This is a genomic window from Lelliottia sp., from assembly GCF_045627565.1.
Lineage (GTDB): Bacteria > Pseudomonadota > Gammaproteobacteria > Enterobacterales > Enterobacteriaceae > Enterobacter.
In genome coordinates, this window is sequence record NZ_JAZQNX010000001.1 from 212,242 (window position 1) to 238,803 (window position 26,562).

The 26,562-nt window shown below is 54.6% G+C and carries 21 protein-coding genes, 1 other RNA gene and 4 pseudogenes; 13 read left to right on the plus strand and 13 right to left on the minus strand.

Going from position 1 to position 26,562, the window contains the following annotated elements; genetic code table 11:
• Positions 1 to 6 precede the first annotated feature (6 nt).
• Both ACKI5T_RS01130 and fdhF read left to right on the plus strand, forming a co-directional pair.
• The gene (locus ACKI5T_RS01130) at positions 7 to 285 is read left to right on the plus strand and encodes a biofilm/acid-resistance regulator YmgB/AriR (RefSeq protein WP_186754264.1); all 279 of its coding nucleotides are present in this window, start codon (positions 7 to 9) and stop codon (positions 283 to 285) included.
• Between the two features lie 203 nt (positions 286 to 488).
• Positions 489 to 2,639: a formate dehydrogenase subunit alpha gene (gene fdhF / locus ACKI5T_RS01135; protein WP_407434988.1), complete on the plus strand. Its 2,151-nt coding sequence runs from the start codon at positions 489 to 491 to the stop codon at positions 2,637 to 2,639.
• Positions 2,640 to 2,700: 61 nt separating this feature from the next.
• Here the strand turns inward: fdhF and fdnI are convergent, their stop codons facing one another.
• The 6 genes from fdnI to ACKI5T_RS01165 all read right to left on the minus strand — a co-directional run bounded on the left by fdnI (position 2,701) and on the right by ACKI5T_RS01165 (position 11,197).
• Positions 2,701 to 3,339 carry a formate dehydrogenase-N subunit gamma gene (gene fdnI, locus ACKI5T_RS01140; RefSeq protein ID WP_407434990.1) on the minus strand — a complete coding sequence of 213 codons (639 nt, stop codon included), beginning with the start codon at positions 3,337 to 3,339 and terminating at the stop codon, positions 2,701 to 2,703.
• The gene (gene fdxH, locus ACKI5T_RS01145) at positions 3,332 to 4,219 is read right to left on the minus strand and encodes a formate dehydrogenase subunit beta (protein WP_407434992.1); all 888 of its coding nucleotides are present in this window, start codon (positions 4,217 to 4,219) and stop codon (positions 3,332 to 3,334) included. Before fdxH ends, fdnI begins: the two co-directional genes overlap by 8 nt.
• 12 nt (positions 4,220 to 4,231) lie before the next feature.
• Positions 4,232 to 7,282, minus strand: coding sequence for a formate dehydrogenase-N subunit alpha (fdnG, locus tag ACKI5T_RS01150; protein WP_407434994.1), 3,051 nt, complete (start codon positions 7,280 to 7,282; stop codon positions 4,232 to 4,234).
• A 161-nt stretch (positions 7,283 to 7,443) separates the two neighbouring features.
• A complete protein-coding gene (locus ACKI5T_RS01155) occupies positions 7,444 to 7,638 on the minus strand; it encodes a YdiH family protein (RefSeq protein ID WP_012017143.1) in 195 nt (64 codons plus the stop codon).
• Positions 7,639 to 7,733: 95 nt separating this feature from the next.
• A complete protein-coding gene (gene menI, locus ACKI5T_RS01160; protein ID WP_012017142.1) occupies positions 7,734 to 8,144 on the minus strand; it encodes a 1,4-dihydroxy-2-naphthoyl-CoA hydrolase in 411 nt (136 codons plus the stop codon).
• Positions 8,141 to 11,197 (minus strand): FAD-binding and (Fe-S)-binding domain-containing protein, encoded by a 3,057-nt coding sequence (locus ACKI5T_RS01165; protein ID WP_407434996.1) that lies wholly within the window; start codon positions 11,195 to 11,197, stop codon positions 8,141 to 8,143. Before ACKI5T_RS01165 ends, menI begins: the two co-directional genes overlap by 4 nt.
• Positions 11,198 to 11,520: 323 nt before the next feature.
• On the opposite strand from ACKI5T_RS01165, the gene ydiK reads away from it, so the two are divergent.
• Entirely contained in the window at positions 11,521 to 12,636 is a 1,116-nt protein-coding gene (gene ydiK, locus ACKI5T_RS01170; protein WP_407434998.1) for an AI-2E family transporter YdiK, read from the plus strand.
• A 184-nt stretch (positions 12,637 to 12,820) separates the two neighbouring features.
• Positions 12,821 to 12,928, plus strand: an RNA gene (gene rprA / locus ACKI5T_RS01175) — antisense sRNA RprA.
• A 78-nt stretch (positions 12,929 to 13,006) separates the two neighbouring features.
• Here rprA and ppsA read toward each other — a convergent pair.
• The gene (gene ppsA / locus ACKI5T_RS01180) at positions 13,007 to 15,385 is read right to left on the minus strand and encodes a phosphoenolpyruvate synthase (RefSeq protein ID WP_012017139.1); all 2,379 of its coding nucleotides are present in this window, start codon (positions 15,383 to 15,385) and stop codon (positions 13,007 to 13,009) included.
• A gap of 335 nt (positions 15,386 to 15,720) precedes the next feature.
• On the opposite strand from ppsA, the gene ACKI5T_RS01185 reads away from it, so the two are divergent.
• The 9 genes and pseudogenes from ACKI5T_RS01185 to hmuV form a co-directional block, all read left to right on the plus strand.
• On the plus strand, positions 15,721 to 16,554 hold the full coding sequence (locus tag ACKI5T_RS01185) for a pyruvate, water dikinase regulatory protein (RefSeq protein WP_012017138.1): 834 nt from the start codon (positions 15,721 to 15,723) through the stop codon (positions 16,552 to 16,554).
• 151 nt (positions 16,555 to 16,705) lie between these two features.
• On the plus strand, positions 16,706 to 17,752 hold the full coding sequence (gene aroH / locus ACKI5T_RS01190) for a 3-deoxy-7-phosphoheptulonate synthase AroH (protein ID WP_407435001.1): 1,047 nt from the start codon (positions 16,706 to 16,708) through the stop codon (positions 17,750 to 17,752).
• Between the two features lie 168 nt (positions 17,753 to 17,920).
• Positions 17,921 to 18,109, plus strand: a complete 189-nt coding sequence (gene hemP / locus ACKI5T_RS01195; protein ID WP_407435003.1) for a hemin uptake protein HemP — start codon at positions 17,921 to 17,923, stop codon at positions 18,107 to 18,109.
• Between the two features lie 73 nt (positions 18,110 to 18,182).
• On the plus strand, positions 18,183 to 18,323 hold the full coding sequence (locus ACKI5T_RS01200) for a hypothetical protein (protein WP_407435005.1): 141 nt from the start codon (positions 18,183 to 18,185) through the stop codon (positions 18,321 to 18,323).
• Positions 18,323 to 19,149, plus strand: a pseudogene (locus tag ACKI5T_RS01205) (TonB-dependent receptor plug domain-containing protein). Before ACKI5T_RS01200 ends, ACKI5T_RS01205 begins: the two are co-directional and overlap by 1 nt.
• A pseudogene (locus tag ACKI5T_RS01210) lies at positions 19,083 to 19,901 on the plus strand (hemin-degrading factor); the annotation flags it as partial. The pseudogenes ACKI5T_RS01205 and ACKI5T_RS01210, both read left to right, overlap by 67 nt.
• Positions 19,898 to 20,719: a hemin ABC transporter substrate-binding protein gene (locus ACKI5T_RS01215; RefSeq protein ID WP_407435007.1), complete on the plus strand. Its 822-nt coding sequence runs from the start codon at positions 19,898 to 19,900 to the stop codon at positions 20,717 to 20,719. The pseudogene ACKI5T_RS01210 and the gene ACKI5T_RS01215, both read left to right, overlap by 4 nt.
• Positions 20,719 to 20,967 (plus strand): annotated as a pseudogene (locus ACKI5T_RS01220) (iron chelate uptake ABC transporter family permease subunit); the annotation flags it as partial. The gene ACKI5T_RS01215 and the pseudogene ACKI5T_RS01220, both read left to right, overlap by 1 nt.
• Positions 20,962 to 21,120: pseudogene (gene hmuV / locus ACKI5T_RS01225) on the plus strand (hemin ABC transporter ATP-binding subunit); the annotation flags it as partial. The pseudogenes ACKI5T_RS01220 and hmuV, both read left to right, overlap by 6 nt.
• Here the strand turns inward: hmuV and selO are convergent.
• The 6 genes from selO to btuC form a co-directional block, all read right to left on the minus strand.
• Positions 21,117 to 22,559, minus strand: coding sequence for a protein adenylyltransferase SelO (gene selO, locus ACKI5T_RS01230; protein WP_407435009.1), 1,443 nt, complete (start codon positions 22,557 to 22,559; stop codon positions 21,117 to 21,119). The pseudogene hmuV and the gene selO overlap by 4 nt on opposite strands.
• Before the next feature lie 61 nt (positions 22,560 to 22,620).
• Positions 22,621 to 23,334, minus strand: a complete 714-nt coding sequence (locus tag ACKI5T_RS01235) for an EAL domain-containing protein (protein ID WP_407435011.1) — start codon at positions 23,332 to 23,334, stop codon at positions 22,621 to 22,623.
• A 285-nt stretch (positions 23,335 to 23,619) separates the two neighbouring features.
• Entirely contained in the window at positions 23,620 to 24,084 is a 465-nt protein-coding gene (locus ACKI5T_RS01240) for a C40 family peptidase (protein WP_012017128.1), read from the minus strand.
• Positions 24,085 to 24,156: 72 nt separating this feature from the next.
• A complete protein-coding gene (gene btuD / locus ACKI5T_RS01245; protein ID WP_407435013.1) occupies positions 24,157 to 24,912 on the minus strand; it encodes a vitamin B12 ABC transporter ATP-binding protein BtuD in 756 nt (251 codons plus the stop codon).
• Entirely contained in the window at positions 24,912 to 25,463 is a 552-nt protein-coding gene (locus ACKI5T_RS01250) for a glutathione peroxidase (protein WP_407435015.1), read from the minus strand. Before ACKI5T_RS01250 ends, btuD begins: the two co-directional genes overlap by 1 nt.
• Before the next feature lie 32 nt (positions 25,464 to 25,495).
• Positions 25,496 to 26,476 (minus strand): vitamin B12 ABC transporter permease BtuC, encoded by a 981-nt coding sequence (gene btuC, locus ACKI5T_RS01255; protein WP_407435137.1) that lies wholly within the window; start codon positions 26,474 to 26,476, stop codon positions 25,496 to 25,498.
• Positions 26,477 to 26,562 lie beyond the last annotated feature (86 nt).

Here is a 26,562-nt window from a genome sequence, read left to right on the forward strand (position 1 = left end):
GAATAAATGAGACAGAATATTCAGGTTCAGCCCGAATTTACGACAGCAAGCTTCGACAGTGCAGTTGCAGAATATTTTCGTACCGCAGGCGATCGGTTTGCCGATGAGGCTGCAATTTTTTCCGCTGCGGTGCGCGGCGTTCTGGCCAGTGATGGGCATGTCACCAATAAAGGACTCATTTTATGGCTGATTCATGCTCTCGAATCAACCAGCGATGTGGTTCGCGCCGATGTGATTCGCAAAACGCTGGAAATCGTTGTTGGCTATACCATGGATGATATTTAAGGCCCGCACGTCACTCCCTGTTTACGTGTCATCGTCAAATGTGTCGAGCATCATGACGATGACACGCGCTTCTTAGCAACAAACCCATCAATAAACCCTGATATATCAAAGCAATGAATAGATGGCATGGATTCTGCTTATGTCTTGCTTTCGAGAGTGTGTCCTGGTGAACCTCTCTTCATTTCTTAACAGGTCTGTTATTGATGAAAAAAGTCGCAAGCGTCTGCCCTTACTGCGGTGCAGGCTGTAAACTAAATCTCGTTGTCGAAAACAATCGTATTATCCGTGCCGAAGCCGCCGATGGCGTCACCAACCAGGGTACGCTGTGCCTGAAAGGTTTTTACGGCTGGGATTTCCTGAACGATACCCGGCTCCTCACCCCTCGTCTGACCCAACCGATGATCCGCTACAACAAAGGTGATGCCTTTACGCCTGTCACCTGGGAAGAGGCGATTCGTTACACCGCCAGCAAACTGAAAACGATCAAAGAACAATTCGGCCCACGATCCATTATGACCACCGGGTCATCGCGCGGAACGGGTAATGAAACCAACTACGTGATGCAGAAATTTGCTCGCGCCGTACTGAACACCAACAATGTGGATTGCTGCGCGCGCGTATGTCACGGCCCGTCCGTTGCAGGTTTGCAGCAAACGCTCGGTAACGGGGCGATGAGCAACTCCATTAACGATATCGAGAACTCAAAATGCCTGCTGGTGTTTGGCTATAACTGTGCAGATTCTCACCCTATCGTGGCGCGCCGCGTGCTGAAAGCGCGCCAGAACGGCGCGAAAATCATCGTTTGCGATCCGCGTCGTATCGAAACCGCCCGCATCGCCGATCAACATCTACCGCTCAAAAACGGTAGCAATATGGCGCTGGTCAATGCGTTCGGCTACGTGCTACTGGAAGAGGAGTTGTACGACAAAACCTACGTCGCACGCTTTACTGAGGGTCTCGATGCCTATCGTGAGACCGTTAAAGATTATGCTCCTGAAAAGGTTGAGCACCTGACCGGCATTCCCGCGCGGGACGTGCGTCAGGCGATGCGCACCTTTGCAGCGGCACCGTCAGCCACGGTGATGTGGGGCATGGGCGTGACGCAGTTTGGGCAAGCGGTAGATGTGGTAAAAGGGCTTTCCAGCCTGGCGCTGCTGACCGGAAATCTCGGTCGCCCAGCCGTTGGCGTCGGCCCGGTTCGCGGCCAAAATAACGTGCAGGGGGCGTGTGATATGGGCGTGCTGCCCAACATGTTCCCGGGCTATCAGGATGTCACCGATCCCGAAATGCGGCAGAAATTTGCTGACGCGTGGGGAATCGACGCCAACAAAATGGACGATGAGCCAGGCATTCGCATCACCGAAGTCCCGCATCTGGCGCTGGAAGGCAAAGTGAAAGCCTATTACATCATGGGTGAAGATCCGCTACAGACCGAAGCCGATTTGGGTCTGGTGCGCAGCGGGTTCGAGGCACTCGATTTCGTTGTGGTGCAAGATATCTTCATGACCAAAACGGCGGAAGTGGCGGACGTGCTGTTGCCTGCGACGTCCTGGGGAGAGCACGGCGGAGTATTCACCTGCGCCGACCGCGGATTCCAGCGTTTTGGCAAAGCGATCGATGCCACTGGCAACGTCAAACGCGACTGGGAGATCATCAGCCTGCTGGCCAGCGAAATGGGCTATCCGATGCATTACGATTCCAACCAGCAAATCTGGGACGAAATGCGTGAGCTGTGCCCGCTGTTTTACGGCGTCACCTACGCAAAAATGGGCGAGATGGGGCATATTCAGTGGCCGTGCCCGACGCTGGATCACCCGGGTACGCCGTACCTGTACAAAGATAATCAGTTCGATACGCCGAGCGGCAAAGGTCAGCTGTTCGCCGCCCCGTGGCGTGCGCCTGCCGAAGTGCCGGACCCGGATTATCCGCTGGTACTCTGCACCGTGCGTGAAGTCGGCCATTACTCCTGCCGTTCGATGACCGGTAACTGCGCGGCGTTGCAAAGTCTGGCCGATGAGCCGGGGCGCGTGCAGATTCACCCGGCGGATGCCGACGCGTTGGGCATTGCGGATGGACAACTGGTGTGGGTGCGTTCGCGTCGTGGGAAAGTGATTACCCGTGCCAGCGTCAGCGAGCGTATCAACGCCGGTGCGGTCTACATGACCTATCAGTGGTGGATTGGGGCGTGCAATGAACTGACCCAGGATAATCTCGATCCGATTTCCAAAACGCCCGAAACCAAATACTGTGCGGTTAAACTTGAGCCGATCGACGATCAGCGTTGGGCGGAAGATTATGCCGCGTCGGCCTATCAATCGATGAAATCGCGGTTAATCAGTGCGGTAAACGTTTAGCAGAGAATTCACGGGAATGAACAGCAAAGAGGCTCGCCAGTGCGAGCCTCTTTTTTATCGCTTACTCTTTGTGTTGCTCTTTCGCTTCAACTTCGCGATACCAGCGCGGATGGTGTTTTTTCGCCCAACGACGACTCACCTTCCCTTCAATCATCCCCTTGACCGACCCTTTCACCCAGAACGCCATATACATGTGGATCAGGATGGCGTGGATCAAAATAATCGCCGCCGTGGCGTGGATTAACAGACTCCAGCGTACCACCGTCATCGGGAAATAATGGGCAAAATAGGGACGCCATATAATCACGCCCGTCGCCAGCAGCACAAAAATCATGCTCATAATGCTCCAGAACATCATTTTCTGTCCGGCGTTATATTTACCGACGTCCGCCACTATGTGTTCATTGCCTTTCAGCACTTCAACAATCCCTTTGATCCAGGGCAGATCCTGTTTATCCGGGATGTTGTGGTGCACGAAACGTACAAACATAAACATCAATGCGAAGAAAATCAGCACGCCAAAAAACGGGTGCAGAATACGCCCCATTTGCGGTGTGCCGAAGGTCTGAGTGAGCCACTGGAGCGTCGGGAAAAAGAGTGCTATCCCGGAGAGCGAGACCAGGAAGAAGCAGATCACCACCGTCCAGTGACAGGCGCGATCGATAAACTTGGTGCGCAGGATCATTTTGCTCTTACTCATGATCGTTCTCCTCTTCATCGTCGTCCGTCTCTTTGTTGGGCCCCACACCGATATAGTGGTAAATCAGCCCGGCAAACGTAGCGACAAATCCGGCTGCGGAGAGCGGCTTGAGAATGCCTTTCCACAGGTTGACCGGGACGTCGATTTTCGGATCGTTGGGCAGATTGTGATACAGCTCCGGCTGGTCGGCATGGTGCAGAACGTACATTACATGCGTACCGCCGACGCCCTGCGGGTTGTAGATACCCGCATTCGTATAGCCGCGCTTTTTGAGCTGCGCCACGCGCGTCTCCCCCCTCTCCAGCATCTCTTTTTTGCTGCCGAAATGAATCGCGCCTGTCGGACAGGTTTTGACGCACGCCGGCTCCTGGCCGACGCTCACGCGATCCACGCACAGCGTACATTTGTAGACGCGGTTATCGTCAGGATTCAGACGGGGAATGTTGAACGGACACCCGGCGATGCAGTATCCGCACCCGATGCAGTGATCGGACTGAAAATCCACGATCCCGTTGGCGTACTGAATAATCGCTCCGGCAGACGGACAGGCCTTAAGACAGCCAGGGTCCGCGCAGTGCATGCAGCCGTCCTTGCGGATCAGCCACTCCAGCTTGTTGTTTTGCGTGGTTTCGCTAAAACGCATCACCGTCCAGGATTTGGCGCTCAAATCCATTGGGTTGTCGTAGACACCTTCGCACACCCCCACTTCGTCGCGAATATCGTTCCATTCGGAACAGGCGACCTGACAGCCTTTACAGCCGATGCAGGTCGACACATCGATAAGCTTCGCGACTTCGGTTTTGAAGTCCCGCACCTGGGGCGGAGGCGTGAAGACGTTAGTGGCCGAGCGCTTGATAATATCTTGTGATTGCATGGACATACGTGGCCTCCCTTACGCCTTCTCGATGTCGACTAAAAACGCCTTGTACTCCGGCGTCTGCGAGTTGGCGTCCCCCACGGATGGCGTCAACGTATTGGCCAGGAAGCCTTTACGCGTTGCCCCCTCAAAGCCCCAGTGACACGGAATGCCCACGGTGTTGACCTTGCGACCATCAATGGTCAGGGTTTGTAGGCGTTTAGTAACCACCGCTTTTGCTTTGATAAAGCCTCGTTTCGACATCACTTTCACTTCATCCCCGGCAACAATGCCCTTCTCTTGCGCCAGCGCTTCGCCAATTTCGACAAACTGATCCGGCTGTGCAATTGCGTTGAGCCGCGCATGCTTAGTCCAGTGACGGAACAGCTCGGTGATCGAATAGGTAGTGGCGACATACGGGAAATCATCCGCTTTGCCCATATTCGGCAGGTCTTCTTTGAAGATGCGCGCGACGGGGCTAGAGATGACATTCGGATGCAGCGGGTTGGTGCCAATCGGCGATTCAATCGGTTCGTAATGTTCCGGGAACGGGCCGTCGTTCATCTTGTCGATGGAGAACAGGCGCGCCACCCCTTCTGGATTCATGATAAACGGCCCGACGTTGCTACCCGGTGCCGAGGCGTTGTAATCCGCCACGTCCTGACCGGTCCACTTTTTACCGTCCCAGTGCAGCAAGGCACGTTTGGCATCCCAGGGTTTCCCGGCCGCGTCGGCAGAGGCGCGGTTGTACAGAATGCGACGGTTTGCCGGCCACGACCACGCCCAGCCTGGCGTACAGCCCAGCCCGTACGGATCGCTGTTATCGCGGTTCGCCATCTGGTTGCCCTGCTCGGTCCAGCTTCCGCAGTACACCCAGCAGAAGCTGCTGGTGGTGCCGTCATCGCGTAACTGCGCAAAACTGCTGAGCTGCTGGCCTTTTTTCGCCACCAGTTGGCCTTTGTCATCAAACAAATCCACCAGCGCCATGCCGTTGGCTTCGCGGGCAATCTCTTCCGGATGCGGATCGCGCGGATTTTTGTAATCCCAGGACATGTTCAGCACCGGCGCCGGGTTTGCCCCGCCTTCGGCCTGATAGAGTTCGCGCAGGCGCGTAAACAGACGACCAAGGATTTTGCCGTCGTGCATCGCTTCACCCGGTGGCTCAGCAGCCGCCCAATGCCATTGCAGCCAGCGGCCAGAGTTGGCAATCGAGCCGTCTTCTTCCGCAAAACAGGACGATGGCAGGCGGAAGACTTCGGTCTGAATATCTGCCGGATTCACGTCGTTCATCTCACCGTGATGCTGCCAGAAGGTCGACGACTCGGTGACCAGCGGATCGATAACCACCATGTATTTGAGCTTCGAGAGCGCGCGGGACGATTTGTTTTTATCCGGGAACGCCGCCAGCGGGTTAAAGCCCTGAACGATGTAACCGTTGATTTTGCCGTCGAGCATCAGCTTGGCCTGGGTCATTACGTCATACAAACGATCCCATTTCGGCAACCAGTCGTAGCCCCAGTTGTTGTCCGCCGTGGCATGCTCACCCCAGAAGCTTTTCATCATGCTGATAAAAAACTTCGGCGTGTTTTGCCAGTAGTTCACTTCGTTCAGCCCCAGCGATGGCGGCGTGATCTGCGAGATATAGGTCTGGTAATCCGGCTGTTTTTCGGACGGCAGCGGCATGTAACCCGGCAGATTGGTCGAGAGCAACCCCAGATCGGTGTAGCCCTGAATATTGGAGTGACCGCGCAGGGCGTTGACGCCGCCGCCTGCCATGCCGATATTGCCCAGCAGCAGTTGCAACATACCCGCCGCACGTATTATCTGTGCCCCCGCCGAGTGGTGCGTCCAGCCCAGTGCGTACAAGATTGTCGCGGTGCGGTCTGGTACGCTGGTGCTGGCGAGGATCGCGCAAATGCGGTTGAAATCATCAATCGACGTGCCGCACAAGCGGTTCACCATCTCCGGCGTATAGCGATCGACGTGCGCTTTAAGCAGATTCCAGACGCAGCGCGGGTGGCTAAGCGTATCGTCACGCTGCACGTGGCCCTGCTCGTCCAGTTGATAGAACCAGCTCGATTTATCGTACTGACGCTTTTCGGCGTCATAGCCGCTGAACAGACCGTCATCGAACGCATAGTCGTCGCGGATAATCAGGCTGGCGTTAGTGTAGGCGCGGACGTATTCGTGCTGGATGGCGTCATGTGCGATCAAATAGCGAATGGCCCCCAGCAGAAACGCAGTGTCAGACCCGGCACGAATAGGCGCATACAGATCGGCCACCGCCGCGCTGCGGTTAAAGCGCGGATCGACCACTACCACCGTGGCGTCGTTTTTGGTCTGCGCTTCAACAACCCATTTAAAGCCGACCGGATGGGCTTCCGCCGCGTTGCCGCCCATGATCAACACCACGTTGGCATTTTTGATATCAACCCAGTTATTGGTCATCGCCCCGCGACCAAAGGTCGGTGCCAGCGCGGCAACGGTTGGACCGTGGCACAAGCGCGCCTGACAGTCGATCGCCACCATGCCCAGCGCGCGGGCAAATTTTCCGTCGAGAATACCGGTTTCATTGCTGGCCGCCGACGAACAGAGCATGCCCGTGGTCGTCCAGCGGTTGACCGTCAGCCCTTGGGCGTTCTTTTCGATAAAGTTAGCGTCACGATCCGCTTTCATCAGGCGGGCGATGCGCTCAATGGCGTCATCCCATGAAATGCGCTGCCATTTATCAGACCCTGGCGCGCGGTATTCGGGATATAGCAAGCGGGTATCACTGTGAATGTAATCCAGTACCCCTGCCCCTTTCGGGCAAAGCGAGCCACGGCTGACCGGGTGATCCGAGTCGCCTTCGACGTGATAGATACTTTCTTTGACGTTTTTGGCATCGTCTCCGAGGCTATACATGATCATGCCGCAGCCCACTGAGCAGTATGTACAGTTATTACGCGTCTCTTTTGCTTTTAAGAGTTTGTATTGACGTGTTTCCGCGATCGCGGAAAAAGATGATAAAAATCCGAGAGATGCAACAGTTGTTCCTGCCATACCGCCCGCGCAGATCTTAAAGAACTGCCTCCGGCTAAACTCCATGTATCCTCCAGCTTAAAACTTAAGACGGGAAAAGGGACGGAGATTATAGGGTTATTAAGCTGGATAAACCATTATCTATTTGTGGTTATAAGAGGTGAGATCACATGGGAGTAAAAAACAAAAAAGGCCGCCTCAGCGACCTTTTTATCAGGTATCGAACATTAATGGACGTGAACGCCCAACCGCCAGGCAAAATAGATCTCTTCTTTTAATTCATTCGAAGAGAGCGCGAGCAAGTCGGCAAATTCCAGTTCAAGCTGTTTAAGCTTTTTCAGGTACTGTGCCGGAGACAAGTTGCTCTTATCGCGACGTAAAAATTCTACTGCCAGTATGGCTGGGTTCAATTCGGTATCCATAACATCCTCTCTTGTGTACAAAACCTGACCAGTATAACACTTTTTACTGCCCACTTTTTGACCAGAGACAATTTGTTGCAGATGTTTACCGTTACTTAAACCACGGTGGTCGTCAGCCGTGAAGAGCAGCACAGACGATCCTGCTCATCGAAAATGTCAATTTGCCACACCTGATGACGGCCTCCCGCATGCAAAGCCCGGCACACTCCCCGCACGCGTCCACTGCGCACAGACCGGATGTGATTGGCGTTCACCTCAAGCCCGACGGCTTTTTGCTCGCCCTCGGTACACAGATACCCGGCAACCGATCCCAGCGTTTCGGCAAGGACCACCGACGCCCCGCCGTGCAGCAAACCGAACGGCTGATGCGTGCGGTGATCCACGGGCATGGTGGCCTCAATATCGTTTGCGCCAATACGCGTAAACTGAATATCGAGCAACCCGACCATGTTGCCTTCGCCCATGGCATTGAGCGCGTGTAACGTGACTTCGCGTTTCCAGATCATCCCATAATCTCCAGTAAAGCCTGCAACGGATGGCGAACCCCGCTACCTTCGACGCGTTTCACCTGGCTGCGACAGGAATATCCCGTCGCCAGACAGCGGTTACGCGGCAAACGCTGCATCGCCTGATGCCATGATAACTCGTAAATCCCGAGTGAATTGGCGTGATTTTTCACTTCATGCCCATACGTCCCGGCCATGCCGCAGCAGCCAACGCTGACGTTTTCCAGCTTCGCCCCAAAGCGGGCGAAGATAGACGCCCACTGCGCAGGTGCAGCAGGCAGCGCGGTCACTTCGGTACAGTGGCCAAACAGATACCAGGATTCGCCGCTGGTCTCCTGCGTCGCAACATGTTGCAGCGCCGCTGGCAGCCATTCGTGTACCAGCATGACGTTAAAATCGCCGCGCTTATCGCCGAGCGTTTGTTTGTATTCATCGCGATAACACAGCACCAGCGCCGGATCGACGCCCACCATCGGCATCCCAAGCTGCGCAACGCGATTCAGGAAGTCAGACGTTCTCTGCGCCGTTTTGGCAAACCGATTCAGGAAACCCTTAATATGCTGCGCTTTGCCATTCGGTGAGAACGGCAGGACCACCGGCTGATAGCCCACGCGTTCCACTAAGCGCACAAAGTCGGCGACCACCTGTGCATCGTAATAGCTGGTAAATGGATCCTGCACCACCAGCACGGTTTTGGCTTTTTGCTCGTCGCTCAGGGTTTCCAGCTGCTCCAGCGTCATATTGGCCGAACGGTGTCCGACCAGCTCGCGTTGCAGAGACGGCGTGGAGAGCAGCGGCAGATCGACCATGCCGATATGCTTTTCGGACAGCTTGCGCACCAGCGGCTGATTGATAAAGAAGTTGAAGGTTTTCGGCGCGCGCGCCATTAGCGGGGCATAGATTTCAACCGTCGCCACCAGATGATCGCGCATCGGGCGCAGATAGCGAGAGTGATAAAGTTGCAGGAAGCGCGAGCGGAACTCCGGCACGTCAATTTTGATCGGGCATTGCGTCGAGCAGGCTTTACAGGCCAGACAGCCGGACATCGCCTCTTTCACTTCGTGCGAGAAATCGTACTCGCCTTTACTGGCATGCCAGCTGTTTCGGGAGCGTTCAATCAGCGTGCGCAGGCTCGCGCGTTTTTCCGGCAGCGCGTTTTCCAGCTTAAGCGGATCGACACCGCGATCCGCCAGCAGACGCAGCCATTCGCGTACCAGCGTCGCGCGCCCTTTCGGGGAGTGAATGCGATTGCTGGTGATTTTCATCGACGGGCACATCGGGCTTTTCACATCGAAGTTAAAGCACAAACCGTTGCCGTTGCACTCCATCGCGCCGCGCCAGGATGAACGCACCGCGATCGGGATCTGCCGGTCGAAGGTGCCACGCTTCACGGCGTCGACCTGCATCATCGGATCGTCAACGCCCTCAGGCGGGCAAATCTTGCCCGGATTGATGCGGTTATCCGGGTCAAACGCCGCTTTCACTTTGCGCAGTTCACCATACAGTTGCTCGCCAAAAAATGCCGGACTGTACTCTGCGCGGAACCCTTTACCGTGCTCGCCCCACAGCAGACCACCGTATTTCGCCGTGAGCGCGACGACCTCGTCAGAGATGCGCTTCATCAGCATCTCCTGCTGAGGATCACACATATCCAGCGCCGGACGGACGTGCAGCACGCCCGCATCCACATGGCCAAACATGCCGTAGCTCAGGCCATGGCCGTCGAGCAGCGCGCGAAACTCAACGATGTAATCCGCCAGATGCTCCGGCGGTACGCAAGTGTCTTCCGCAAACGGAATCGGCTTGGCCGCCCCTTTGGCGTTGCCCAGCAGACCGACCGCTTTTTTACGCATCGCATAAATGCGCTCGATGCCCGAGAGATCGTTGCACAGCTGCCAGCCAATCACGCCGCCTTCGCCCGTGGCGATCAGCTCATCAAGACGGTTGCATAGCGTCGACACCTGACTTTCAATCAGATCCGCGTCATCGCCCGCAAATTCAACGATGTTCAGCCCGAGCATCTCTTTATCCGGCACGTCGGTAATCAGCTCGCTGACCGAATGCCAGACAATATCTTCCCGCGCCAGGTTGAGCACTTTAGAGTCAACGGTTTCCACCGACAGTGCACGCGCATCGACCATAAACGGCGCATTGCGCAGTGCGGAATCGAAAGAGTTATATTTGACGTTGACCAGACGGCGCACCTTCGGCAGCCGGGTAATGTCCAGACGCGCTTCAGTGATAAACGCCAGCGTGCCTTCGGACCCGGTCAGAATGCGGGTTAAATCAAATTCACTGAGATCGTCATTGAAGACATGACGCAGGTCGTAACCGGTCAGGAAGCGGTTGAGTTTCGGGAATTTATCGATAATGAGCTGACGGTTATCGCGACAGCTATCCAGCACGGTACGGTAAATTCGCCCGACCGCGGTATTGTCTTTCCCGAGCGTTTCAGCCAGTTCAACCGGCATCACCTGAGTATCGAGAATATCGCCGCCCAACAGCACCGCACGGACGCCCAGAATGTGATCGGATGTTTTCCCGTAAACCAGCGACCCCTGCCCGGAGGCATCGGTGTTAATCATGCCGCCAATGGTGGCGCGGTTGCTGGTCGAAAGTTCCGGCGCGAAGAAATAGCCGTAAGGTTTCAGGAACTGGTTGAGCTGGTCTTTTATCACGCCCGCTTCAACACGCACCCAACCCTCTTCGGGATTGATCTCAATAATACGGTTCATATAGCGCGACATATCAATGATGATGCCCTGATTCAGGGCCTGACCATTGGTGCCGGTTCCGCCGCCGCGTGGGGTAAAGACCAGCGACGCGAAACGTTCCTGCGCTGCCAGACGCGAAATAAGCGCCACGTCTGCGGTAGAACGCGGAAAAACGACGGCATCGGGAAGTAACTGATAGATACTGTTGTCGGTCGCCATCGTTAGCCTGTCGGCGTAACTAGTGGCGGTATCACCTGTAAAACCCTGTTGCTCCAGTGCTTGCAAATAATTCAGTACCAGCTGAACGACGCCGGGTGCCTGAGAAATCAATGGGATCATTACTGTCGACCCTAATTATTAAGTGGTGAACTCCCTGGATAGTTCGCACTGATTGCGGCTGGTAACGGCGTGGACCCTGGCGTAGAGCTAATGCTTTAACGGGGATAAACGCACCCAACCAACGCACCTACAGCATGAAATATGACGGGAGATAATCGTTTGCGTTGTGTCTGAATGTTTGTATCACATTTTTTTCTTATACGCTCGGCAGAATTACGGGCAGAATCCGACTGTCAAAAACCGCTGAAATCACTAATGATTAGAGTGATGCGTTTTACGTTTTCGCCAGCGCGGCTGGTGTTCATTAAAGGTAAATTTTATATATGGTCAATCTTCGTCAGCCCAGGGACGTTGCGCAAATTCTGCTGTCGGTGCTGTTTTTAGCCATCATCATTATTGCGTGCCTATGGATTGTACGCCCGTTTGTGCTGGGTTTTGCGTGGGCCGGAACGGTCGTTATCGCCACCTGGCCCCTGTTTATTCGTCTGCAAAAACTGCTGTTTGGTCGTCGCTCACTGGCGGTTGTGGTGATGACGCTGTTTCTTTTCCTGGTGTTCATTATTCCGATTGCGCTGCTGGTAAACAGTCTGGTCGATACCAGCGGGCCGGTGATTCGCTCGGTGACCAGCGGCGAAATGACCATTCCGGATCTCGCCTGGCTGAACAGTGTGCCGGTGATTGGCGCCAAGCTTTACAGCGGCTGGCATAGCCTGCTGGAGATGGGCGGCAGCGCGATCATGACCAAGGTCCGGCCGTATATCGGCACCACAACCACCTGGTTTGTGGGTCAGGCGGCACATGTTGGCCGCTTCGTGATGCATTGCGCCCTGATGCTGGTCTTCAGCGCCCTGCTTTACTGGCGTGGCGAACAGGTGGCACTCGGTGTGCGTTATTTCGCCACGCGCCTGGCAGGACAGCGCGGTGATGCAGCCGTGTTGCTGGCAGGACAGGCGGTACGCGCCGTGGCGCTAGGTGTGGTGGTGACTGCGCTGGTGCAAGCGGTTCTCGGCGGTGTTGGTCTGGCGATTTCTGGCGTTCCTTATGCGACCATTTTCACGGTCATCATGATCCTCACCTGTCTGGTGCAACTGGGGCCACTGCTGGTGCTGATCCCCTGCATTATCTGGCTTTACTGGAGCGGCGATACGACCTGGGGCACGGTGCTGCTGGTGTGGAGTTGCGTGGTCGGCACGATGGATAACGTTATCCGACCGATGCTGATTCGCATGGGTGCCGATCTGCCGCTAATTCTGATTCTGTCCGGCGTGATTGGTGGTTTGATTGCTTTCGGCATGATTGGTCTGTTTATCGGTCCGGTTCTGCTGGCCGTGACCTGGCGTTTGTTCTCAGCATGGGTGCATGAGATTCCGCCCCCGGCCACCGACCCGGATGTGGTGTTGCACGAACTCGAAACGCTGGAAGATAAAAACAAGCAGTAATTCTCTACAGGCGGGGCAACCCGCCTGACACATAAGCCAAACTAATCAATTTTGATACGCAAAACGAGTCTGACCCGCTGCGTCACGCCTAACTGCGTCATTCCCCTCGCAAAATCTTCACGCCTCTTAAACTATTGAGACGAATCTGATCGACGCAAAAACGTAGCATGCCTACTATTAGCTCACGGTTATAAATCAACACCTTGATTTATAAGCATGGAAATCCCCTGAGTGAAACAACGAATTGCTGTGTGTAGTCTTTGCCCATCTCCCACGATGGGCTTTTTTTTATGCTTTTTTTGGCGAGTGCGCACCAGGACATAAAAAAAGCCCGGCAAGCATGACGCCGCCGGGCTTATTCAAGATGAGATTATTTTTTCAGTTCAGCCAGACTCAGCCAGGTTTGCACCACCGTATCTGGGTTCAGGGACAGACTATCGATCCCCTCCTCCATCAGCCATGCGGCAAAATCTTCGTGATCGGAAGGACCCTGCCCACAAATCCCGACGTATTTGCCCTGTTTCTTCGCCGCGCGAATCGCCATCGACAGCAACGCTTTCACCGCGTCATTACGCTCGTCGAACAGCTCTGATACCACGCCAGAATCGCGGTCCAGACCCAGCGCCAGCTGCGTCATATCGTTGGAGCCGATAGAGAAGCCGTCGAAATGTTCCAGGAACTGCTCTGCCAGCAGGGCATTGGACGGAATTTCGCACATCATGATGATCTTCAGCCCGTTCTCGCCGCGCTTGAGTCCCTGACGCGCTAACTCTTCCACTACCGCTTTCGCCTGCTCAACGGTACGCACAAACGGCACCATGATTTCGACGTTGGTGAGACCCATTTCATTGCGCACGCGTTTTACCGCGTCGCATTCCAGGGCGAAACAGTCGCGGAAACTGTCAGACACGTAACGGCCAGCGCCACGGAAGCCCAGCATTGGGTTCTCTTCTTCTGGCTCGTAGCGTTCACCGCCAACCAGATTGGCATATTCGTTAGACTTAAAGTCTGACAAACGCACAATCACGCGCTTCGGATAGAACGCCGCCCCGAGTGTGGCGATCCCTTCGGTCAGACGCCCTACGTAGAACTCTTTTGGTGAGTCGTAGCCTTTCATCATTTCGCGAATTTCGTTTTGCAGCGCGGCGTCCTGGTCGTCAAACTCCAGCAGCGCGCGCGGATGCACCCCGATCATGCGGTTGATAATAAATTCCAGACGCGCCAGGCCCACGCCTTCGTTAGGCAGACAGGCAAAATCAAAGGCACGATCGGGGTTACCGACGTTCATCATGATTTTTAGCGGCAGATCCGGCATGGTATCGACGCTTGAGCTTTTCACGCTGAAGTCCAGAATATCGGCATACACGTAGCCGGTATCGCCTTCGGCGCAGGAGACGGTGACTTTTTCGTCATCTTTCATGCGCTCGGTGGCGTCACCACAGCCCACGACGGCCGGGATGCCCAGTTCACGCGCGATGATTGCGGCGTGACAGGTGCGACCACCCCGGTTGGTGACGATAGCCGCGGCTTTTTTCATGATCGGTTCCCAGTCCGGGTCGGTCATGTCCGTCACCAGCACATCGCCGGGCTGAACCAGGTGCATTTCGCTGATATCGTGAATCACTTTGACCGGGCCTGCGCCAATGCGGTGGCCAATCGCACGCCCTTCGGCGACGATTTTACCCTGCGCATGCAGTGTGTAACGCTCCATGACCTGGCCGCGAGAACGCACGGTTTCTGGACGCGCCTGCACGATAAACAGCTTGCCGGTGTGCCCGTCTTTCGCCCATTCGATATCCATCGGACGGCCATAGTGCTTCTCAATTTGCACCGCTTGTTTCGCCAGCTCCTGCACGTCGTCATCGGTCAGAGAGAAACGGTCGCGCTGCTCCTGCGGTACGTCTTCAATCTCAACCTGTTTACCGTGTTCAAGATTCGGCGCATAAATCATGCGGATCTTTTTGGAACCCATCGTACGACGAACGATAGACGGACGATTCGCCGCCAGCGTCGGTTTATGGACGTAGAATTCGTCAGGGTTAACCGCGCCCTGCACCACCATTTCACCCAGACCCCAGGCCGAAGTGATAAAGACCACCTGATCGAAACCGGATTCAGTATCAATCGAGAACATCACGCCGGAAGAGCCGACATCGGAGCGCACCATGCGTTGCACGCCCGCAGAGAGCGCGACGCCACGGTGGTCGTAGCCCTGATGCACGCGATAGGAGATGGCGCGGTCATTAAACAGCGAAGCAAAAACGTGTTTCACCGCGACCAGCACGGCGTCATACCCCTGCACGTTGAGGAACGTTTCCTGCTGACCGGCAAATGAGGCGTCTGGCATATCTTCTGCGGTGGCAGAGGAGCGCACGGCAAACGAAGCCTGCGCGTCGTCAGCAGACAGTTGGTTATATGCCTCATGAATGGCATGTTCCAGTTCAGGCTGAAAAGGTGTGTCGATGATCCACTGGCGGATTTGTGAACCTGCTTTAGAAAGCTCGGTCACATCATCAATATCCGTTTTGTCCAGCAGGTCGTAAATGCGCTGGTTTACACCGCTCTGATCGAGAAAATAGTTGAACGCATCGGCGGTAGTCGCAAAGCCATTCGGTACGGAAACACCCATACCGGACAGGTTTGTAATCATTTCACCCAGGGAGGCATTTTTGCCTCCAACTCTGTCTACATCATTCATGCCGAGTTGGTTATACCAAAGCACCAGCGGTGACGAGCCATTGTTGGACATCGAAACAATCCTTTTGTGATATTTAAGCGGAGTAAGAAACGTCTGACTTCGTATTTATACTTACATATTTATCCCCGACAAAAAAACGGTGAATCGTGTAAGCACTTTTATTTTTCTCTTTTTCGGATACTTTCCCATCAATGTCTAACTTTATGATTCATAAAGATTCATCCAAAAACCATGAAACTAAGACGCCTATTTGAAAAATGAAATCCACTTTTCATTAAAATTAAAAACACCATTTCATTTATAATTTAAAAACGTTCTTTGCTGTGTATTTTACTTTTTTAATTTATGCTTTCAGTCAATTAGGTTCGCTATTCTGGGTGAGTAAAATGGATAATGCTGTCGATCGCCACGTTTTTTATATTTCTGATGGTACGGCCATCACCGCCGAGGTGTTGGGCCATGCGGTGATGTCACAATTCCCGGTGGCTATCAACAGCATCACGCTGCCGTTTGTCGAAAATGAAAGTCGCGCCAAAGCGGTCAAAGAACAAATTGATGCGATTTTCCAGCAAACTGGCACTCGGCCGTTAGTGTTTTACTCCATTGTTATTCCCGAAATTCGCGACATTATTTTGCAAAGTGAAGGTTTTTGTCAGGATATTGTTCAGGCGCTGGTCGCGCCCTTGCAGGGTGAATTGAAACTTGATCCGACGCCAATTGCCCATCGCACCCATGGCCTCAATCCGGGCAACCTGATCAAATATGACGCGCGTATCGCCGCGATTGATTACACCCTGGCGCACGACGACGGGATCTCGATGCGTAATCTCGATCAGGCGCAGGTCATTTTGCTTGGCGTGTCGCGCTGCGGCAAAACCCCCACCAGTCTGTATCTGGCGATGCAGTTTGGCATTCGTGCCGCGAATTACCCTTTTATTGCTGACGATATGGATAACCTGGTGCTGCCTCCTGCGCTGAAACCGCTACAGCATAAGCTTTTTGGTCTGACCATTAATCCAGAGCGCCTTGCTGCGATCCGCGAAGAACGCCGTGAGAACAGCCGTTACGCGTCGATGCGCCAATGCCGCATGGAAGTGTCGGAAGTCGAAGCGTTGTACCGTAAAAACCAGATCCCATGGCTGAACAGCACCAACTATTCGGTAGAAGAAATAGCCACAAAAATTCTCGACATCATGGGTCTGAATCGTCGCATGTACTAATATACTAGTGCATTATTTTCATTTCAGTTATGATCGCTTTCACTCTCGGGGCCGAAATGCCCCGAACTTGAAATCAGCAGGGATTGGTTTAAGGTGATGCCCATCACTTCCCGGTAGTCTGCCGATGAAGCAAATATTTCTGAGACATTCCATGAATAAAACCGACGAACTTCGCACCGCGCGTATTGAAAGTCTGGTGACGCCCGCAGAACTGGCACAGCGCCACCCCGTTTCCGCAAGCGTTGCGGAACATGTTATTGCGTCGCGCCGACGCATCGAAAAAATACTGAACGGTGAAGATCGCCGTTTGCTGGTGGTTATTGGCCCTTGCTCAATTCACGATCTTGATGCAGCACTGGACTATGCCAAGCGCCTGAAAGTGCTGCGCGATAAGCACCAGAATCGCCTTGAAATCGTGATGCGCACCTATTTCGAGAAACCACGTACCGTGGTGGGCTGGAAAGGGTTGATTTCCGATCCGGATTTGAACGGCAGCTATCGCGTCAATCACGGTATCGAGCTGGCGCGTAAATTACTGCTCCAGGTGAATGAACTCGGCGTGCCGACAGCCACCGAATTTCTCGATATGGTGATCGGACAGTTTATCGCCGATTTGATTAGCTGGGGCGCGATTGGCGCGCGTACTACCGAAAGCCAGATCCATCGTGAGATGGCATCCGCGCTTTCTTGCCCGGTGGGCTTTAAAAACGGTACGGATGGGAATACGCACATCGCGGTCGATGCGATCCGCGCCTCGCGTGCCAGCCATATGTTCCTCTCGCCGGACAAAAACGGTCAGATGACCATTTACCAGACCAGCGGTAACCCGTACGGCCACATCATTATGCGTGGGGGCAAAAAGCCCAACTACCATGCCGAAGATATCGCCGCGGCGTGCGACACGTTGCACGAGTTTGATCTCCCGGAACATCTGGTGGTCGATTTCAGCCATGGCAACTGCCAGAAGCAACATCGTCGTCAACTGGACGTGTGCGATGAAATTTGTCAGCAAATCCGCAGCGGTTCTACCGCCATCGCCGGCATCATGGCGGAAAGTTTCCTGAAGGAAGGCACGCAAAAGGTCGTAGCAGGACAACCGATTACCTATGGTCAGTCGATCACCGATCCGTGCCTGAGCTGGGAAGACAGCGAACTGTTGCTGGAAAAATTAGCCTCCGCCGTCGATAGCCGTTTTTAATTACCTACCCCGTCGCCCTGGCGGGGTTTTTATTTATAACCCTCCACTTTTCAAACCCTTCGCAGCAAAATTGATCCAGTCACATTTTTTCCACAAAAAGGCTTGCCGTGAAATTTCACTTTGCTGATAATGATTATCATTGTTACTTTGATTGTTATTTTAAACATTATGTCACGTACGGATAACACGGCAGCCACACACGCGAAAGATCGCACACAGCCTACACCCGCGTACCCGGAGCGTCGGATAGACAGTAAAAGTCTGCTTGGCGATGACGGACGGGTGATCATTGAGCATGACGGCCAGCACTATCTGCTGCGCCAGACCCATGCCGGAAAATTGATTCTCACTAAATAAACCTAGACATACTATTCGCCAGCCCCCCAGGTGATCCCCAGGCAGCCAGCGCTTTCGATTTCCTAATGGAGAGTTGCTGCATTCCGCGTCGTTGCGCCCATCGCTGCTGGCGCTGGCCGTTGTTGGTGCCCTTCCGGGCGCTGCTTTTGCGGCCTCTGATGAGATGACCGTCACCGCGACGGGTAACGCCCCAGCACTTTTGAAGCGCCAATGATGGTGAGCGTAATCGACGCCACCGCCCCCGAAAATCAAACCGCCAGTTCTGCCGCCAATCTGCTGCGCACCGTGCCGGGAATGACTTTGGACGGCACGGGGCGTACCAACGGTCAGGACGTGAATCTGCGCGGTTACGACAGACGCGGCGTGCTGATGTTAGTCGACGGCGTGCGTCAGGGAACGGATACCGGACACCTCAACAGCACGTTTCTCGATCCGCGCTGATCAAACGAATCGAAGTGGTGCGGGGTCCTTCTGCCCTGCTGTACGGCAGCGGTGCGATGGGCGGCGTGATTTCCTACGACACGGTAGAGGCAAAAGATTTGCTGGACGCCGGGAAAAACAGCGGCTTCCGCGTGTTTGGGACCGGTGCAACGGGCGACCACAGTCTCGAAATGGGTGCCAGCGTGTTTGGTCGTACCGACGTGCTGGATGGCGTTGTTGCATGGTCCAGCCGCGATCGCGGCGATTTACGCCAAAGCGACGGCACCACCGCGCCAAACGATGAGTCCATCAATAATATGCTGGCGAAACGCAGCTGGAAAATCGACAACGCTCAGACGCTGGGCGGCTTGCTGCGTTATTACAACAATGCAGCGCAGGAGCCAAAAAATCCGCAAACGATTGAGCCGTCGGAGAGCAGCAACCCGATGACCGATCGATCCACGATTCAGCGTGACGCGCAAGTGACCTACAACATTGCGCCAGACGGTAACGACTGGCTGAACGCCCAGGCAAAGGTGTACTGGTCTGAAGCGCGGATCACGAACAAGTCGGCACATTCACCCATCAACACCTTAACGGCCATGCCGGGCTGGTGTTGAACCCGCGCGCACTGGATCTGCGCCTGTTCTTGAGTCAGTGGGCAAGCGTGTTTCACATCAACGAAGCCACCGCACGCGGTAAACGCCAGAGCATTCAATTCTTTGACCATCAGGGCGATGCGCTGCTCAAGGTTTATACCACCGATAACACCGACGCTTGTGCATGGGGCGATGTTTTGACCCGTTTTATCATTGCCGATGATCCTCCGCTGGAACTGAAAGTGGCCGATGTGGCGGTCAACAGCACGTCGCCCGATGCTGAAAAAGTGGATGCAGAATGGCGAACCATGACCGACGTGCATCAGTTCTTTAGCCTCCTGAAGCGCCACAGTCTGAGCCGTCAGCAGGCGTTCCGTCTGGTGGGTGATGACCTGGCCTGCAAAGTGGACAACACCGCGTTGGCGCAACTACTGGATGCAGCGCATCAGAGCGGAAACGAAATTATGATCTTCGTGGGCAACCGTGGCTGCGTGCAGATCTTTACCGGCGCAGTGGAAAAAGTGGTGCCGATGAAGGGTTGGCTGAACATTTTCATTCCGACGTTTACCCTGCACTTACTGGAAGAGACGATCGCGGAGACGTGGATTACGCGTAAACCAACCACCGACGGCCACGTCACCAGCCTCGAAGTGTTCGCCGCAGACGGCACGCAGATTGCGCAACTCTATGGCCAATGTACCGAAGGCGAACCGGAGCAAACGCAGTGGCGCGCGCAGATCGACGCCCTGACACCAAAAGGGCTGGCCGCATGAGAAAATGGCTTGCCCTGATTATCGCGCTCCCGCTGGCGGCTTTCGCTGCGCCGCAGGAGAAGATTGTCGCGCCTGGCGGGGACGTCACGGAGATTATCTATGCTCTGGGCGCCGAATCTTCTCTCGTGGCACGCGACAGCACCAGCCAGTGGCCGCAGCAGGTCACGTCGTTGCCGGATGTCGGTTATCTGCGCCAGCTTAATGCCGAAGGCATTCTGGCGGTGCGCCCGACGCTGGTGCTGACGAGTGCGCAGGCGCAGCCTTCGTTAGCGCTCAAACAGGTCGAGCAAAGCAACGTGAACGTGGTGACGGTGCAGGGCGGTAACAATTTGAGCGCGATCGATGAGAAGATCCGCGTGATTGCGCAAGCAACCCATCGCGTCGTGCAGGGAGATACTCTGCGCAAAACCGTGCAACAGCAACTGGCCGCGATACCGACATCACCACTCAATAAACGCGTGCTGTTTATTCTCAGTCACGGCGGGATGAGCGCGATGGCCGCCGGGCAACAAACCGCAGCGGATACGGCGATTCGCGCTGCCGGTTTGCATAATGCCATACAGGGATTTTCTCGCTACCAGCCCCTGTCACAGGAAGGCGTGATCGCCAGCCAGCCCGATCTGGTGGTGATTTCGCAGGCCGGCGTACAGGCCATCGGCGTGGAAGCAAATCTGTGGAAGCTGCCAGGCCTGGCGCAAAAGCCTGCGGGACGAAACAAACAGATGCTGCAAATTGACGACATGGCGCTGCGCGGGTTTAGCGTCCGCACACCGCACGCCATTCAGCAACTGCGCAACAAAGCGGAGCAGTTACCCTGATGGCTCGCCGCATCGTGCTGTCACTATCGATGCTGGCGTTTTCGCTGGCGTTAATGACGCTGCTGGCGACCGGTTTTGGCGCGCTGCGTCTCCCGGTCACTCTGCTGTGGAGCGGTCACGATGAAGCCCTGCGCAAGATCTGGCTGACTATTCGCCTCCCGCGCGTATTGCTGGCGGGGGTGACTGGCGGTTCGCTGGCACTGGCGGGCTGCGTCATGCAGGGTTTGTTTCGCAATCCGTTGGCCGATCGGATCGTGCTGCTGCATGAAGGAAAGATCGTTTCGCAAGGCGCGCCCGATTTGGTTTTACAGGCCGACGATCTGGCGCGCTGGTATGGCGCCCAGGTTCACGTTGGCCTGCATCCGACAAGTGCCACTCCGCAGGTATTTCTCGCCCCCTAGCTTGAACAACTGATTTCCAGCCGTTTTCCCCAGTCTGGTGGGCGGCTGACGTAGTCATCATCTCTGTCGTTAAACGGCGTGCGTAAGGCGTCGTGCAATCGATGCAACTCAGCATAATCGCCCTGCTCGGCCTGATCTATCGCCCTCTGCGCCAGCCAGTTGCGCAAGACCATGGCCGGGTTGACCGCATTCATGTGCGCGCTACGGGCGTCATCTGGCGTTTCTTCACGCTGCAGACGCTCACGATAGGTCGCAAACCAGCTGTCAAAGGCCTGTCGATCGACAAACTCATCGCGTAATGGCGAAGCGGCACTGTGTTTTTCGGTCAGCCCTAGCATGCGGAACGTGCGCGCATAATCGCTGCCTTCACGCGCCATGAGCGCAAACAACGCGTTGAGGATATCGTTATCCCCTTTCTCCTGCGTCATCAACCCCAGCTTGCGGCGCATGAGTTTGCCGTATTCCTGCATCAGGATGTCCTGATACCGATCCAGCGCGTCGTTCAGGGCCTCGACAGCAATAAAGGGCGAAAGTGATTGTGCCAGACGCTGTAAATTCCACAGCCCAACCGCAGGCTGATTTTCATAACTATAACGCCCCTGATAATCAGAGTGGTTGCAGATGAAATCCGGCTGAAAGTCATCCAGGAAGCCGTACGGGCCGTAGTCAATGGTCAGCCCGAGAATAGACATGTTGTCGGTGTTCATCACCCCGTGCGCGAAGCCCACGGTTTGCCAGCAGGCCATCAGCGATGCCGTACGCGCCACTACATCCTGGAACCAAAGAACATATTTATCAGCGTCGTTCTGCAATTGCGGCCAGTGATGCTCAATGACAAAGTCAGCGAGCTGGCGGACCTTTTCTGGTTCCCGGCGATAGTAAAAATGTTCAAAATGGCCGAATCGAACGTGGCTTTGTGCAATACGCATCAGCATTGCGCCCTGCTCCATCGATTCGCGGGCAACATGAGTATCGCTAGTAACAATGGATAAAGCGCGCGAGGTGGGGATTCCCAGGGCATGCATCGCTTCTGACGCCAGGCTTTCGCGGATGGTTGAGCGAAGCACTGCGCGTCCATCACCCATACGCGAATACGGCGTCAAGCCAGCGCCTTTCAGATGCCAGTCGACGGTTTGTCCGTTCGCGAGCTGTTGTTCGCCCAGCAAGATGCCACGCCCATCCCCGAGCTGACCTGCCCACACACCAAACTGGTGGCCGCTGTAGACCTGTGCCAGCGGATGCATGCCGGGAAGCAGCGTTTCTCCGCCCCATACGCCCGCGCCGGTCTCAGACTGGAATAATGATGCAGGAACGCCTAAATCATTCGCCAGACTGGCGTTGTACCAGATCAAACGGGCATTCTTCAGCGGAGTGGGATTGAGCGCAGTATAAAAGCCGGGTAGTTCGTCATGCCAGTGAGCAGTAAAAGACAGGGTCATAGGTCCTCCTGCCTTAAGTGTAGAGGGTTTACCCGTACTTAAACACGGGCGAAATGAAGGGTTATCTCTGAACGAGAGTCGTGACTTGCTCAGCAGTCACCGCTGACCACAAATTGCCTTGCATAGCGCTGAAGTTGAACGGCAGCATACGTCGCAAGACGTCTTCATCGTCAACGCCCGCGGCGATCACGCCCTGGCAATAGGGCGTAATTTGCGCCAGAATCGCCCGCATAAAGGGTTCAAACGAAAACTCAGCAATGCGCGCATGGATAAATCCTTTATCCAGTGCAATCCGTTTAAACAATCCATCAAAGACGGCTTTGTTAGACGCGATGCCCGCGCCAAAATCAGCCAACACCATCGGGAAATGGATTGCCATTCTCGCCAGCACGGGATCGTCTTTTCCATTATTTAAACCGGGAAAACTCTCATTAACCGTAAACTCGAGAAATGGATAGCGTTCTAATATTGTTGTGGCATTCCCGTCTGTCAAAAGATACTCAACAATAGCCGGCGTTATATTTATCCAGGCAATAAGGTGATGCTGAATAAAAAACAGTTTACAGGAATCCAGCAATTCCAGCTTTTCGTGAAACAGCGCTAACTCGTCTGCCGCACAGAGATGCGGGGTGACCAGTTCCGTTGGAATACGGACGTCAGTTCCCACGCCAACAAAGTGAGCAAAGATTTCTAAACCTTTTAGCTCCCCCGCGCAATTGCGAGCAGGAAGTAATAATAGTTCAGAGTGATAAGGATTATTCAGGGTGACAATCATTGCGCCGGCCCCGCGTTTAAGTAGATAACGAGCATCCTGGAGCAATTGCTAAAATAATTCAACTTTATTGATTTTAAAAAGATTAATTTCATTGTTTCCTTTTTATTTTTAAGATTTTTCCTTCAATCTAAAATAATTTTATCCTGGTTATGGTGTAATAGCCAGTTTTAGCGAAAACAGCCACTTATCGACATAATTAATTACATATAGATTTAACTCAAACTGGATAACTTAAAAATGCGCGCGGTTCAGATGACCGCGCCAGAAGGAAACAGAAACGACCTGCTATATACGTCGAGCCTGCCAGAAGTTTTTTCGCCAGTAGACATTATCCAGAGATGATCGCATCACACCGCGACTGGTTGAGGCATGAATAAACTGGTTGTCAGTATCATAAATGCCGACATGGAGGCCACTTTCACCTGAGCCCGTTTTAAAAAACACCAGATCGCCCGGCAATAAATCGTCTTTGTCTATTTTTGTACCAATTTCAGCCTGCATCCGCGTTTCACGTGGGAGTTGCAAATCGAACTTATCGCGGAAAGTCATAAGCACGAAGCCTGAACAATCCACGCCACCCCGGCTCATTCCACCATAGCGATACGGTGCCCCGCGCCAGTGTTGCAACTGGTCGTTAAGGTTAGCGATCACGGTAATAGAGTCCGATAACCGCGGATTAGGGGGGGGTGCACGATGACTGCTGCATCCTGCAAGTAACAACATGCCCACAATGATTAACCAGAATCGCATTTCCAGACGAATCCTCTGCTTTTTTATCCTTTCCGTAATTTAGCCTGTGATTACGGAACCTTGCAAGAAACGCTATTCCTGAACGGTCGAAATAAGCATTCTGTGCCCTTGAATATCCAGACGACGAAAAGGCATACCGTAAGCCCGCGCAAGATTGGGCGGTGTCAGTACGCTGTCGCGCGCGCCGCTGGCTAACAACTTCCCCTGCGCTAAAAGCCATACCCGGTGGGCGTGGCGCAGCGTGTGATTTAAATCGTGACTGCTCATCACGATGGCGATGCCTTTACCAGAAAGCAGACTTAATTGCGTGTCCAGCGCGGCCTGCTGAGCCACATCCAGACCGCTCATCGGCTCATCCAGTAACAAAACGGTCCCATGAGGGTTTCCCGCCGGATGGATTTGCAGGATCGCGGCAGCCAGGCGCACGCGCTGCCACTCGCCGCCGGAGAGCTGGCTGGCGTTGCGCGCAAGTTTATCTTCCAGCCCCAGGGCGCGAGTGACGTCCTCAAGCAACGCGGAATGGGTTTTATCATGCTGATGCAGTGCCAGATAGTGCCAGACGGGCATGGCAAAGGGGGGCATCTGCTGCTGGATAAGGTAGCTGCGTCGATGAGCCAGCGAGACGGGAGACCACTCGCGAAGGGAGCGCCCCAGCAACGTGATTTCTCCCTCACCCATGGTCAGCCCGGCCATACGGGCCAGCAACGTACTTTTACCGGCACCGTTGGGGCCCACAAGATGCACGATCTCGCCCGAGCGAACCTCAACATTTACCGGCTCTAGCCTTCCCTTCTGCGCTACGCCGGTCAACTGCATCAGCACGGTCATTACTTCGCCAGTGCCAGCTTAATAGATTCCATCACAATAGGATCTTCCGGTGTCATATCCGGGGAGAAACGCTGTACAACCTGCCCGTCCCGGCCAATCAGGAATTTTTCGAAATTCCATAAAATATCATCCGGGTACAGCGGCGCACGTCCTTTGCTCGCCATACGTTCGTAGAATCCGCTTTGTTCTGGCGCAACGGCTGTTGGAGCGGCGGCGATCAGCTTTTGATAGAGGGGATGGCGATTTTCACCGTTCACATCAATTTTGCTGAACATCGGGAACGTGATGCCATAGGTGGTGCTGCAAAACGTTTTGATCTCCTCTTCGCTACCCGGCTCCTGACCCAGGAACTGATTACACGGGAAACCGAGAACCACCAGTCCATCCTTCTCCCAGGCTTTCTGAATGTTTTCCAGCTGTTCATACTGCGGCGTCAAACCGCATTTCGAGGCGACGTTCACGATTAACAACACTTTACCTTTATAGCTTTCCAGTGTTGTTGTTTCGCCATCAATGGTCGTAACTTCAGTATTCAGAATGTCGTGCTGCATAGCGTCCCCTTAGTTGGTTTACAATGTCGGATCTAACGTCCGGCCTTTAATAGTAGCCAGATAAACACAGGTGCGCCCAGCGTAGCCGTCACGACACCGATGGGCAACTCTGCCGCGGTGAGGGCCAGACGGGCAACAATGTCGGCGATGAGTAGCGTCGCGGCACCGGCAACAGCGGATGCGGGCAATAATGTACGGTGATCGGTCATTCCGCCGAGGCGCAGCATATGCGGGATGACAAGGCCGATAAATCCAATCGCCCCCGCGAGAGCGACGCTCACGCCTACCATCCAGCCAATCGCGACGACCAGCACCTTGCGCCATACGTCAATCGACAAACCGAGTTGGCGGGCTGAGGTTTCGCCTAAGGCGAGCATGTTCAGTGGCGCTGACTGGCAGGAGGCCCAGATAATGATGGGAACCAGCAGCAGCATTAACCAGCCCTGACGCCAGTCTACACCACCGAATCCTCCCATCATCCAGTACATCAGTTGGCGCAGATCAAACGATGTTGAGAAATACACCGCCCATGTCATCAGGGCGCTACAGATAATCCCTAGCGCCACACCGGCCAGTAACAATCGGCTGGTTGATAGATTCCGTCTGGCAAAGCGAAGCAAAATCACCGTGCTCAGCAGTGCCCCAGCGATAGCACAGACGCTGACGCTCCAGCCTGACAGCGCCCCTTGGCCAAACATCACGGCCGCGATAAGCCCTACGCCTGCGCCATTCGAGACGCCAAGCAATCCTGGCTCCGCCAGTGGGTTCTCAAACAAAGCCTGCATCATCGTCCCGCACAAGGCGAGCGCGGCGCCCACCAGTATCACCGCCACTGTGCGCGGCAAACGGATCTGCCACACAAAGAGCTGGCCCCGCTCGCTCAGCCAGTTTTCTGGCCCAATCCACTGGTCGCCCGCACACAGACTGACCGTCACCGCGACGATGAGTAATACAACCAGCACGAGTAATCCGCTCAGATCGGAGCGATGTTGACGATGGGCATAATCATGCATGGGTTTTGTTTTCATGTGGGAGATGTCATTGATTTTACGGCGGGTACGCGTGAGAGCAAAGAAAAAAGGCCGCATCAGCGGCCTTT